At 63.8% G+C, this 12,622-nt stretch carries 11 protein-coding genes; 3 read left to right on the top strand and 8 right to left on the bottom strand.

What is annotated here, in order from left to right; translation table 11 throughout:
- Positions 1–8: 8 nt before the first annotated feature.
- From edd to zwf, 3 genes are read right to left on the bottom strand one after another with little or no spacing between them, the layout of a single operon-like run.
- Positions 9–1,823 carry a phosphogluconate dehydratase gene (edd, locus tag GTK01_RS04625; RefSeq protein ID WP_252924673.1) on the bottom strand — a complete coding sequence of 605 codons (1,815 nt, stop codon included), beginning with the start codon at positions 1,821–1,823 and terminating at the stop codon, positions 9–11.
- 14 nt (positions 1,824–1,837) lie between these two features.
- Positions 1,838–2,512 carry a 6-phosphogluconolactonase gene (pgl, locus tag GTK01_RS04620; protein WP_252924672.1) on the bottom strand — a complete coding sequence of 225 codons (675 nt, stop codon included), beginning with the start codon at positions 2,510–2,512 and terminating at the stop codon, positions 1,838–1,840.
- 1 nt (position 2,513) lies between these two features.
- A complete protein-coding gene (gene zwf / locus GTK01_RS04615; protein ID WP_252924671.1) occupies positions 2,514–3,983 on the bottom strand; it encodes a glucose-6-phosphate dehydrogenase in 1,470 nt (489 codons plus the stop codon).
- Positions 3,984–4,141: 158 nt separating this feature from the next.
- Between zwf and GTK01_RS04610 the strand changes: the two genes are divergently transcribed.
- Both GTK01_RS04610 and GTK01_RS04605 read left to right on the top strand, forming a co-directional pair.
- Positions 4,142–5,269: a beta-ketoacyl-ACP synthase III gene (locus GTK01_RS04610; protein ID WP_252924670.1), complete on the top strand. Its 1,128-nt coding sequence runs from the start codon at positions 4,142–4,144 to the stop codon at positions 5,267–5,269.
- A gap of 264 nt (positions 5,270–5,533) precedes the next feature.
- Positions 5,534–5,788, top strand: coding sequence for a hypothetical protein (locus GTK01_RS04605; protein WP_252924669.1), 255 nt, complete (start codon positions 5,534–5,536; stop codon positions 5,786–5,788).
- A gap of 56 nt (positions 5,789–5,844) precedes the next feature.
- Here the strand turns inward: GTK01_RS04605 and GTK01_RS04600 are convergent, their stop codons facing one another.
- From GTK01_RS04600 to aceA, 5 genes are all read right to left on the bottom strand, one after another.
- On the bottom strand, positions 5,845–7,131 hold the full coding sequence (locus GTK01_RS04600) for an FAD-binding oxidoreductase (protein WP_252924668.1): 1,287 nt from the start codon (positions 7,129–7,131) through the stop codon (positions 5,845–5,847).
- Between the two features lie 9 nt (positions 7,132–7,140).
- The gene (locus GTK01_RS04595; protein WP_252924667.1) at positions 7,141–8,508 is read right to left on the bottom strand and encodes a glutamine synthetase family protein; all 1,368 of its coding nucleotides are present in this window, start codon (positions 8,506–8,508) and stop codon (positions 7,141–7,143) included.
- 132 nt (positions 8,509–8,640) lie between these two features.
- Positions 8,641–9,108 carry a response regulator gene (locus GTK01_RS04590; RefSeq protein WP_252924666.1) on the bottom strand — a complete coding sequence of 156 codons (468 nt, stop codon included), beginning with the start codon at positions 9,106–9,108 and terminating at the stop codon, positions 8,641–8,643.
- A gap of 195 nt (positions 9,109–9,303) precedes the next feature.
- Positions 9,304–9,540, bottom strand: a complete 237-nt coding sequence (locus tag GTK01_RS04585) for a hypothetical protein (RefSeq protein ID WP_024588397.1) — start codon at positions 9,538–9,540, stop codon at positions 9,304–9,306.
- Between the two features lie 61 nt (positions 9,541–9,601).
- Positions 9,602–10,891, bottom strand: a complete 1,290-nt coding sequence (gene aceA / locus GTK01_RS04580; RefSeq protein WP_252924665.1) for an isocitrate lyase — start codon at positions 10,889–10,891, stop codon at positions 9,602–9,604.
- A 198-nt stretch (positions 10,892–11,089) separates the two neighbouring features.
- Between aceA and GTK01_RS04575 the strand changes: the two genes are divergently transcribed.
- Positions 11,090–12,523, top strand: a complete 1,434-nt coding sequence (locus GTK01_RS04575; protein ID WP_252924664.1) for a short-chain fatty acyl-CoA regulator family protein — start codon at positions 11,090–11,092, stop codon at positions 12,521–12,523.
- The last annotated feature ends 99 nt before the right edge of the window (positions 12,524–12,622 follow it).

Below are 12,622 nucleotides of genomic sequence, written 5' to 3'. Positions count from 1 at the left end.
TCCAAAGATCAAAACACCGCCGCGCCCTGATCGGCGCGTCCGGCCACTTGCCTGAAGTTCTCGAACAGTTCGCGCCCCAGCCCGAACCCGTTGGCCGACAGATCCGGCAGTTCGACCGGCCGCGCGGCCAGCTCCGCCGCATCCACCTCGACCTGCAGCGCGCCGATCTCGCCGTCGACCAGCACGATGTCGCCGTCGCGGATCTTGCCGATGGTGCCGCCGTCCAGCGCCTCGGGCGTGACGTGGATCGCTGCCGGCACCTTGCCCGACGCGCCCGACATGCGCCCGTCGGTCACGAGCGCGACCTTGTGACCGCGGTCCTGCAGGATGCCGAGCACGGTCGTCAGGCGGTGAAGTTCGGGCATTCCGTTCGCCTTCGGCCCCTGGAAGCGCACCACCGCGACAAAATCGCAGTCGAGCTCGCCCGCCTTGAAGGCGGCATTGAGCGCTTCCTGACTGTCGAAGACCTTGGCCGACGCCTCGATGACGCGCTGCTCGGGCTTGACGGCGGAGGTCTTGATGATCGCCGCGCCGAGATTGCCCTTCAGGACCTTCAGCCCGCCTGTCGGCTGGAAGGCCTTGGGGAAGGGGGCGAGAACCTTTTCGTTGCCGCTGACCGCGGGCGCCGGCTCGCGCGCCACGGTTCCGTCCGGCCCGAGCTTCGCTTCCACGGCGTAGGGCCGCAGCCCTTCGCCCCAGACGGTCTGCACATCCTCATGCGCGAGACCTGCGTCGAGAAGTTCGCGGATCAGGAAGCCGAGCCCGCCTGCGGCGTGGAAATGGTTCACGTCGGCGAGCCCGTTCGGATAGACGCGCGCAAGCAGCGGCACGACATCGGAAAGGTCCGATATGTCCTGCCAGGTCAGCTTGATGCCGGCGGCAGCCGCCATCGCGATCAAATGGATCGTGTGATTGGTCGACCCGCCCGTCGCGTGCAGGCCGACAACGCCGTTGACGATGGAACGCTCGTCGATCATCCGCCCGACCGGCGTGAACTCGTTGCCGAGCGCGGTGATCGCCAGCGCGCGCCTGGCAGCCTCGCGTGTCAGCGCCTCGCGCAGCGGCGTGCCCGGATTGACGAAGGACGAGCCGGGAGTGTGCAGCCCCATCATCTCCATCAGCATCTGGTTCGAATTGGCCGTGCCGTAGAAGGTGCAGGTGCCCGGCCCGTGATAGGATTTCGATTCCGCCTCGAGCAGTTCGGCGCGACCCACCTTGCCTTCGGCGTAAAGCTGGCGCACGCGCGCCTTTTCGTCGTTCGGCAGGCCCGTCGTCATCGGCCCGGCCGGCACGAAGATCGCGGGCAGATGGCCGAAGGTGAAGGCCGCGATCGTCAGGCCGGGCACGATCTTGTCGCAGACGCCGAGATAGACCGCGGCGTCGAACATATTGTGCGACAGGCCGATGGCCGTCGCCATGGCGATCACGTCGCGCGAGAAGAGCGACATTTCCATTCCCGGCTGGCCCTGGGTGACGCCATCGCACATCGCCGGCACCCCGCCCGCCACTTGCGCGACGCCGCCCGCCTCGTGCGCGGCATCCTTGATCACTTGCGGATAGGTCTCGAAGGGTTGATGCGCCGAAAGCATGTCGTTGTAGGACGTGATGATGCCCAGATTGGGCACCACGTCGCCGGCGAGTGCCGCCTTGTCGGAGACGCTGCAAGCGGCAAAACCGTGGGCGAGGTTGCCGCAGGACAGCACCGAGCGATGCACGCCGCGTGAAATCTGCGCCTCGACGCGCTCGAGATAGGTCTCGCGCGCGCTCCGCGAGCGCTCGCGGATGCGGTCAGTGACGGCGGCGACGGTCTGGTGGAGGCTCATGATCGCTCGACTTTCTATGGCGCCCAGTAGGTGACGACAGGTGTTTGGGCGGCGGCGAGCACTTTCGCGATGGGAAGGTCCTCGGCGGCGGCCGTTTCCAGTACGGCGCGCTTTTGCGCGCCCTCGATATGTAGGAAGATCGCGCGGGCATTGCAGATGAGGGGGAGCGAAAGCGTCAGCCGCGGCTCTCCTGCGCTCGGAGCATAGACAGGCAGGACGGGTACCTGTTGATCCGGATCGGTCAACTGCGGAAGGTTTTCGGCATCGGCGAAAAAAGACGCCGTATGGCCATCCGTTCCCATGCCGAGCACGACGACGTCGATGGGACGGCCGAGGAGCGCTACGCCCGCGCCAGCCTGCCGCGCCGCATTTTCCACATCGCCGCCCTTGCCGTAGAGCGGCACGAAGCGGGCCAGACGCGCCTCGTTCACCAGAAGCCGCTCGCGCACCAGCTTCTCGTTCGACCGCGGATGGTCCGGCGGCACGAAGCGTTCGTCCACCAGCGTCACGATCACCTTCGGCCAGTCGAGCGCGCGCCGCGACAGGGCGTCGAAGAAGCGCTCCGGCGTGGTCCCGCCCGAAACCGCCAGCGTCGCTCGACCTCGTTTGGCAATCGCATCCGACAGCTTGCCCGCGACATCGGCTGCCAGCGCCTCCGCGACTGCATCGGAATCGGGAAATTCCAGCATCTCAGATACTCTCGTGCCAGGTCCGCCCGTCGCGCTCGATCAGCGCGATCGAGCCCGACGGACCCCATGTCCCCGACGTATAGCCCTGCACGCCCTGCTGGTTTTCGTCCCAGGCTTCGAGGATGGGGTCGATCCAGCGCCATGCGGCCTCGACCTCGTCGCGGCGCATGAACAGCGTCTGGTTGCCGCGCACCACGTCCATGATCAGCCGCTCATAGGCGTCCGGATTGCGCACGTCGAAGGCCTGCGCAAAGCTCATGTCGAGCGCGACGTTGCGAAGCCGCATGCCGCCCGGACCGGGGTCCTTGATCATGATGAACTGCTTGACGCCCTCATCGGGCTGGAGCCGGATAACGAGCTGGTTGGCGACGATATTGCCGGCGCTCTCCTCGAAGATCGAATGCGGGATCGGCTTGAACTCGATGACGATTTCCGAGACCCGTTCGGCCAGCCGCTTTCCGGTCCTGAGGTAGAAGGGCACGCCTGCCCAACGCCAGTTCTCGATCTCCGCCTTGATCGCGACGAAGGTTTCGGTCCCGCTCTCCTGGCCGAGTTCGTCGGCATAGGATTTCACCGCGCCACCCGCCGATGCGCCGGCCTTGTACTGCCCGCGCACGGTGAGCTTCGAGGAATCGCTGCCATTGACGCGCTTCAGAGCGCGCAGCACCTTCAGCTTCTCGTCGCGCACTGCGTCCGCATCGAGCGCGGCGGGTGCCTCCATCGCGACGAGGCACAAGAGCTGCAGCATGTGGTTCTGCACCATGTCGCGCAGCGCGCCCGCCTTGTCGTAATAGGAAACCCGTCCCTCCAACCCCACGGATTCGGCGACCGTAATCTGCACGTGGTCGATATGGGCCGAGTTCCAGAGCGGCTCGTAAAGCGCATTGGCAAAGCGCAGCACCATCAGGTTCTGCACCGTCTCCTTGCCGAGGTAGTGGTCGATGCGGAAGATCTGCTGCTCGTCGAAAACCCTGCCGATCGCATCGTTCAGTTCCCTGGCCGAGGCGAGGTCGCGACCGATCGGCTTTTCCACGATGATGCGGCTTGCCGGCGTCACCAGCCGGGCCTTCTCCAGATTGGATGCAATGTCGCCAAAGAGGGAAGGAGCGACCGCCAAATAGAAGGCGCGGATGCGGTCGGTATCGCCAATTGCATCCTTCAACTGGCTGAAACCTTCGCCCGATCTGGCGTCGACCTGAACATAGACGACGCGCTTGAGGAACCGCTCGACCTGACCGTCTTCGATGTCCGCCGCCGGCACATGCTCGGCAATCGCCTTGCGCGCAAACTCGCGAAACGCGTCGTCCGACAGTTCCGATCGGGAGGCGCCGAAAATCCGCGTCGGCTCGGAGAACTGCCCTGCCTTCTGGCGCTGGTAGAGTGCGGGAAGAAGCTTTCGCTCGGCAAGATCGCCGGTGCCGCCAAAGATGACGAAATCGAAAGGCTCGACGGGAATGGTCGTGCTTGTCATGCGCATAAAGCTCGCTGCTATCGTTGCGTTTTCGTATACTCTAATCGATTTAGGTTGGCCAGCCCCCGAGATAATCCTTCTTGCTTTGCCATGCCCGCGTTTTGGCCTATCTGTCAGCCGAAGGCAGCGAGCAGCCTGCCGCAAATACGGGAAACGTCATGCACAAGGTCGCCATCACAGGCACGGGTATCTATACGCCACCGCAAACTATCACCAATGCCGAACTGGTCGCCTCCTATAACGACTACGCCGCTCGGCAAAATGCCACTCATGCCGGCGAGATCGCGGCTGGCGCGCGCGAGGCGATGCCCATGTCGAGCGAGGAGTTCATCGTCAAGGCGTCGGGCATCGAGCAGCGCTACGTGATGGACAAGGCCGGCATCCTCGATCCGCAGACCATGCACCCGCGCCTGCCAGAGCGCGCCGACGACGACATCTCCATCATGGCAGAGATCGCGCTCGACGCGGCGAGAAAGGCGATGGATGAAGCCGGACTGACTGCTGCCGACATCGACGCCGTCATCTGCGCCGCGTCCAACCACGAACGTGCCTATCCGGCCATCGCGATCGAGGTGCAGGAGGCGCTCGGCATCAAGGGCTTTGCGTTCGACATGAACGTGGCCTGCTCATCGGCCACCTTCGGCATCCAGGCGGCTGCCGACATGATCCGCTCCGGCTCGGCCCGCGCGATCCTGATGGTCAATCCGGAAATCACGTCGGGCCATCAGGAATGGCGCGACCGTGACTGTCACTTCATATTCGGCGACGTGTGCACCGCCGTCATTCTCCAGCGCCTCGACCAGGCGACGTCGAAGAACGCCTATGAAATCCTGTCGACACGCTGCCTGACCGAGTTCTCCAACAACATCCGCAACAACAACGGCTTCCTGCGCCGCACCCGCGAAGGCCACATGGCGGATAGGCGCGACATGCAGTTTCGTCAGGAAGGCCGCAAGGTCTTCAAGCAGGTCGTGCCGATGGTGGCCGAACTCATGCTCACCCATCTGGCCGATGAGGGCATCGAGCCGGCGCAGCTATCGCGCCTGTGGCTGCATCAGGCGAACAAGGGCATGAACGACCTCATCGGTACGAAGGTCATGGGCCGCGAGCCGACCCGCGATGAGCAGCCCAACGTGCTGCAGGAATTCGCGAATACCTCCTCCGCCGGCTCCATCATCGCCTTCTCGCGCCATTCGGCGGACCTGCCGGCGGGAAGTCTCGGCGTCATCTGCTCATTTGGTGCGGGATATTCGGCGGGCAGTGTGATCGTGCGAAAGGTCGCCTAGCGGTGGCGGCCTGTTTTTACCCGTTGACCCCCACCCTTTATTCCTTCCCACAAGGGGTCGTCGGGCTCGCTCGACCATCAAAGACTTCCCTAACGACCGCACGCAACGCAAAACCGGGCATTCGGTTCATCAGCTTCTGCTAAACTCTTTGTGACTGACAAGCCGCGAAACTTCCGAAACTTCGTCGGCGAAACCTTCGTGACTGTTCGCGACTGGGACACAACCCAGCCCGAATTTGAAACAGAGAAACGAAGGGAATACGCCATGAAGACCATTCTGATCGCCACCGCCGCCATCCTCGCCTCCGGCTCCGCATTCGCCATGCAGCAGGGCCCGGTCAATGTCGGCAACTACGACGCCAGCGTCCAAAGCCAGTACGACTACAACACCGAATATATGGGCCCGTTCACGTTCGGCACGCGCGACACGATGACGACCGCCTCGATCGCCGAGGAAGCCGAGATGGCGACCCCGGAGACCCGTAGCGAGATGATCTTCGAGGACAAGAGCGGCCGTTAGGCCCGTCATCCGCCACTGACCAAAGGCCGCCCGCTCGTCGGGCGGCCTTTTCGCGTTCAGAGCCTGTCCCTGAGCGCATACCAGTTCAGCGCCAGGAACATCAGCGGCGCTCGCAAGCTGCGCCCGCCGGGAAATGCCGGTATCTTCAGCTCTTCGAACAGTTTCAGCCGGTCGCGGTTTCCCGCAACCGTCTCGGCGTAAAGCTTGCCCATGAAGTTCGACAGCATCACGCCGTGGCCCGAATAGCCGCCCGTCGAGATGACGTTCGGCATGACTTCCCGGACATAGGGCTTGCGCGACATGGTGATGCCGACATAGCCGCCCCATTGATGGGTGATCTCGACATCCTTCAGGGCTGGATAGACCTCGGCGATCTGACGGCGGATATGATCGGCGATGCCCTTCGGGTCGCCGGTCGAGTAAATCTCTCGCCCGCCAAACAGCAGCCGCCCGTCGATCGACTTGCGGAAGTAGCGCACTACGAAGCGCGAATCGTCGACGCTTTCGCCCCCCGGCAGGACCGGGCTGTCGTCGCCCAGCGGCACCGTCGCACCGATGAAGGAGCCGATCGGCATGATGTGTGCTGCGCTCTTTTCCTCCAGATTGCCGCCATAGGCGTTGACGGCGATCAGCGCCTTGGCGGCCGTTATCGTGCCGCGCGGCGTGGTGATCGTCACCTTGCTGCCGTTGCTCTCGATCTTCGTCGCCGGCGTGTTCTCGTGAATTTGCGCGCCCGCCGCCGCTGCCACGCGGGCCGTGCCGACGACGAGTTTCAGCGGGTGAATGTGCCCCGTCCCGGTATCGCGGATACCACCGAGATAGTGCGTCGACCCCAGACGCCGCGCCGTCTCGTTCGCATCCATGTAGCTGACATGGGGATAGCCGAACCGCTCGGCCATGAGCGAAGGATGCCCCTGATAGTCCTTGAGATATCGCTTCTTGTGAACGACCGACATCTGGCCGGGGCGAAAATCGATGTCGATGCGGTTCGTATCGGCAAATTCCAGGAGGTGCGCCTTCGCCTCCTCGGCCAGGTCGAACAGGGCTCTGGCGCGGGTGAGCCCGAGTTCTTCCTCGTACTCTTCCGGCCAAGCCCGTTGCCCGGTTCCAAGCTGACCGCCATTCCTGCCCGAGGCGCCGTCTCCGAACCGGTGCTGGTCGATCAGGACGACATTCGTCCCGGCCTTCGCCAGATGCGCCGCGGCCGACAGACCTGTAAAGCCGCCGCCGATGATCGCGACATCCGTCGTCACGCTCCCGTCGAGCGGCGCATATTCCGGTCGTTCGCCGACGGTCGCCTCATACCAGGAAATGCCGGGGGAAATGGGGGATTGGTAGGTCATGCACTCACATCAAACGTTGAGGAGAAGATACTCCCGCTCCCACGGGCTGATCACTTCCATGAACGTCTCGAACTCCGCCTTCTTGATCGCGGCGTAGGTTGAGATGAACTGCGTTCCGAGGATGCCCTTGAGATCGTCGTCGCCCTCGAAGAGCTCGACCGCTTCCAGCAGCCCGCGCGGCAGTTCGATCTCGTCCTCATTGACGCTCGAACCGGTCGGCGCGTCGCATTTGGTCTCGCGCAAGATGCCGATGAGGCCGCAGGCGAGCGAGGCGGCGAGCGCGAGATAGGGGTTCGCGTCCGAGGAGGGAATGCGGTTTTCGACGCGCCGCGACGCCGAATCCGAGCGCGGGACGCGAAATGCCGTCGTGCGGTTGTCGTAACCCCAGCGCGTGTTGACCGGCGCGGCGGAAGCCTGGGTCAACCGGCGATAGGAGTTGACATAGGGCGCCAGCATGACGAGCGCATTGGGGATATGCCGCTGCAACCCGCCGATGAAATTGTAGAACGTGTCCGTCTCCGACCCGTCCTCGTTGGTGAAGACGTTCCGGCCGGTCTTCGCGTCGACGATCGACTGGTGGATGTGCATGGCCGAGCCGGGCTCGCCCTGGATCGGCTTTGCCATGAAGGTCGCATAGGTCTCGTGCTTCAGCGCAGCCTCGCGGATCGTGCGCTTGAACAGGAACACCTGGTCGGCGAGCTCGACCGGGTCGCCGTGGCGCAGATTGATCTCGAGCTGCCCCGCACCTTCCTCGTGGATAAGCGTGTCGATCTCGAGGCCCTGAACTTCCGAGAAATGATAGATGTCGTCGATCAGTTCGTCGAACTCGTTGACGCCGGCGATGGAGTAACCCTGTCCGCCCGCGATCGCGCGGCCCGAGCGACCGATCGGCGGCACCAGCGGGTAGTCGGGGTCGGGGTTCTTGCGGACCAGATAGAATTCGATCTCGGGCGCGACCACCGGCTTAAGCCCGTGGCGTTCATAAGCTTCCACCACGCGGCGCAACACGTTGCGCGGCGTGAACTCAACCATCCGCCCGTCCTGATGAACCAGATCGCAGATCACCTGCGCCGTCGGATCGCTCTCCCACGGCACGACGGAGAGCGTGGAGAGGTCGGGCAGGAGCTTCAGGTCGCCATCGTCTTCCGGATAGACGAAGCCGTTGCCGTCTTCGGGGTAGCGGCCCGAGATCGTCGTCATGAAGACGGCAGAGGGCAGGGCGAGCGAGGTGTTGGAGGTGAACTTCTTCGACGGCATCATCTTGCCGCGCGCCACGCCCGCCTGGTCGGGTGTGATGCACTCAATGTCCTCGATGCCCCGCCATTCCAGCCAGCCGCCAGCCTCTTTCCAGTTCTTCACGCCCCTCAGGTTCTTCATGAATTGGGGTACGCGCGTCCGCCCGGCGGATCCACCGGCGCGGTCTTGCTTCTTGGGGGCAGGCATCAATCACCACAAGTCGTTGAAAGTGGCTGCATTATAGCCACCGGAACGCGGGTATTGGAAGGGCGCTCAGGCGCGCGGCGCGGGTGGTGCGAGACGGGCGACGAGATGGCGGATGGCGGGCTGCAGCGATTCCGGCGTGATCGGCTTGGCGACGACGGCATCCGGCGGTCCGAACTCTGCCTCTTCGTCGTCGCTTAGCATCCGGTTTGCGACGAAGAGGATTCCCGGTCGGCCCCTGCGCGAACCGGCGCTGGTCAACAGCGTGTCGAGAATGCCGTCGCAGTCCCGGTTCGTCGCCCCGCCGTCGAGGATCACGGTTCCGGGCAGGCGCTGGTGATAGTGCGACATCGCCTCGTCGATGCCGGTGGCGAAAGCCTTCAGGCCACACCGCTCCACAATTTTGGAAACCACGAGCGCGTTGATGTGTGCGGAACTGACGATCTGCACTAGGGCGCTATCGAGCCCTTGACCCATCACCGCCGACGCGAATTCGGTCCGACGGGGCGAATGTTCCTTGCCGTCCGTTCCCTGCATCGATCATCGCCCACGAGTGCTTCATTCCCCACCGGATCCAACCGGTCTTGCGATAGTGTCTCATCAAGGTTGCATGTCAACGGGTTGCGTTTAGCGCGGATGCAATTTCAGGTTACAAAATGCGCCTTGGCAAATACTTCCTTAAATTCCATGCGCGCGGGCCAACCGACTCGCGCGCAGCCTGTCAAATGATGGTCAATTGCCCTTGGTGACGACGACCGGGATCAACAGGTCGCCCCAATTGCCCTCGCCGCCATGATGGCGTGCCGAGCGCACCAGCTCGACCGAGACGCCAGCCTCGACAGCCTTCATCACCGACTGGTTGAGGCGGTGCAGATCGTTCGCCACCATGCGGATGACCGCCTGCTGGTCCGCATTCATGGCCGACGATTGTTCCTCGGCCCGTTCCTTGACGCGTGTATTCGGTGTCATGTCCGTGTCTCCTGGGTGGGAAAGTGGAGGACGAGCGAGATTTCCCGCCGCCCTCTATTCGCTATTCCGCGGCGGGCTTGAATTGCTCGTGCTCGGTGGATTCGTGCATGGCGGTCGTGGACGACTGGCCGCCGGTGATCGCCATCGACACGGCGTCGAAATAGCCGGTGCCAACTTCGCGCTGATGCTTGGTCGCCGTGTAGCCGTTCACTTCCGCCGCGAATTCGGCCTCCTGCAGCTCCGAATAGGCCGCCATCTGGCGCTCCTTGTAGCCACGGGCGAGTTCGAACATGCCGTAGTTCAACTGGTGGAAACCGGCGAGCGTAATGAACTGGAACTTGTACCCCATCGCTCCGAGTTCGCGCTGGAACTTGGCGATCGTCGCGTCGTCGAGGTTCTTTTTCCAGTTGAAGGACGGCGAGCAGTTGTAGGCGAGCTTCTTGCCCGGATGCGCCTTGTGCACGGCTTCGGCGAATTTCTTCGCCTGGGCGAGGTCCGGCTTGCCGGTTTCCATCCAGATCAGGTCGCAATGCGGCGCATAGGCGATGGCGCGCGCGATGCACGGCTCGATGCCATTTTTCACCTGGTAGAAGCCTTCCACCGTGCGGCCCTTGTCGTGGTCGACGAAGGGTTGGTCCCGCTCGTCGATGTCGGAGGTGAGCAGCTTGGCAGCTTCGGCGTCCGTACGCGCGACGATCAGCGTCGGTGTGCCCATGACGTCGGCGGCAAGCCGCGCGGCGTTGAGGTTGCGGATATGCGCAGCCGTCGGGATCAGGACCTTGCCGCCCAGATGCCCGCACTTCTTTTCCGAGGCAAGCTGGTCCTCGAAGTGAACGCCTGCGACGCCGGCCTCGATGAAAGCCTTCATGATTTCGAACGCGTTGAGCGGTCCGCCGAAACCAGCCTCGGCGTCGGCGACGATCGGCGCGAACCAGGTGTCGACCGACAGGCCGTTGCCTTCCGACGTCTCGATCTGGTCGGCGCGCTGCAGCGTCTTGTTGATGCGTTTGGCGAGCTCAGGCGCGGCGTTTGCCGGATAGAGCGACTGGTCGGGATACATCGCCGAGGCCGTATTGGCGTCTGCGGCGACCTGCCAGCCGGAAAGGTAGATCGCCTTCAGCCCGGCGCGGACCATCTGCATGGCCTGGTTTCCGGAAAGGGCGCCGAGCGCGTTGACGAAATCGTCCTCGTGGATGAGCTTCCACAGGCGGTTCGCGCCGTTTTCGGCCAGCGTGTGCTTGATCTGGACTGATCCGCGCAGCCGCTTCACGTCCTCTGCGGAATAGGGGCGCTCGATGCCGTCGAAGCGGCCTTCCGGGGCGGATGGGACGAGGTTGTAAAAATCGGTCATGGCTGTCTCCACTGGGTAAATCCTCTGCCGGGCCTTCTCGGTCGTGGCGCTGTTTCGGATTTACATTGCGCTGCGAAAAACAACGACAAAATAGCGCAAATGTGCCATTCCAATCGGGTCATGCTGTGTTGATCTTGACGACCGTAGCCTGTAAATCTGTAAAGATTGTCAATCGGCGATGTTGTAAAGGCGCTGTCAATGGCCGAGCAGAAGATCTTCGCAGGACCGCGCATCCGCCGGATCCGCAACGGCAAGGGCCTGACCCAGACGGCGATGGCCGAGGCGCTCGGCATCTCGCCATCCTACCTCAACCTGATCGAACGCAACCAGCGGCCATTGACCGTGCAGTTGATCCTCAAGCTCGCCTCTGTCTTCAAGATCGAGCCGGACGAATTGCAGGGGGAGGGGGCAGGGGCGGTCACCGCCCTTCGCGAGGCGTTTGCAGATCCGCTGCTGGCCGGCGAATTGCCCGGCGACCAGGAATTGATCGAGCTTGCGGAAGGCGCGCCCAATGCATCGGCCGCGGTCGTCAAGCTCTACCGTGCCTATCGCGAGCAGGCCGAGCGTCTGACGGATCTGTCGGACCTGCTCGCACGCGAGGGCAGGGCGACGATCTCCGCCGCCCGCCTGCCGATCGATGAGGTGCGCGAGGTTCTGGAGCGCAGGCCGAACCATTTCGCCCGGATCGAGGAAGAGGCGGAGACGTTCAACAAGCTTCTCGGCGGCGAGGAGCTTTTGCCGGCGCTGAAGGAATGGCTACGCCGCGAATACGGCATCGTGGTCAAGGTGCTGCCGGTCGCCACAATGCCGAACTGGCGCCGCCGCTATGACCGCCACTCGCAGCGCCTTTTCATTTCCGAACGCCTGTCGCCGTTCGACCAGTTGCGCGAAGTGGCGATGGAAGCCTGCCTCATCCGCATGAACGTGACGATTGCCGCCGAAGTACAGGCGCTGAAGCTGTCCACCGACGAGGCCCGCCGCCTCGCCCGGTTCGAGCTCGCGCGCTATGCCGCCCACGCGCTGATGATGCCCTATCATGCCTTCCACGCCGCGGCTGTGCGCGCCCGCTACGACATCGACGTCCTGCGTTCGCGGTTCGGCGTCTCTTTCGAGCAGGCGGCGAACCGCCTCACGATGCTCGGCCGCGCCACGCAGCCGGGCGTGCCCTTTTTCATGCTCGAGGTCGACCATGCCGGCAACCGCTTTCGCCGCGCTGGCGCGCAGGGCTTTCCCCAGGCGCGATTCGGGGGCGCCTGTCCCAAGCTCGCCGTGCATGCCGCCTTCGGCCAGCCGGGCCAGATTTTCGTCGAGGCGGTCGAGATGCCGGACGGAGCCGAGTTCCTCACCATCTGCCGCACGCTCGAAGGCCCGCAGGGGGCCTTCGCGGAGCGTCCGCGCCGCACGGCAATCCTCATCGGCTGCGACATCGGCTTCAGGGACGATCTCGTCTACGCCACGGCCCTTCCGGCCGAACCCCGCTCTGGCAAGCAGGCGCTGGCGGCCGTGCCCATCGGCCCGGCCTGTCGCCTGTGCGAGCGCACCGGCTGCCTCGCGCGGGCCGAGCCTCCCGTCACACGGCCGCTGGGTTTGGACGAAATGGTGTCTGGGTTGAGCGCGTTCGATTTTCAGTAGTCAGTCGATTAGCGCGTCCACATTGCGCCGGGCATCGACGACATGGGCGATCTCGACGGAACTGGTCGACACATCCACTCGATAAAACAGCAAGTGCTT

It is taken from the genome of Aliihoeflea sp. 40Bstr573 (assembly GCF_024105655.1).
In the GTDB taxonomy this organism is placed as follows: Bacteria; Pseudomonadota; Alphaproteobacteria; order Rhizobiales; family Rhizobiaceae; genus Aliihoeflea.
This window is presented reverse-complemented; position numbering and strand designations above follow the sequence as displayed.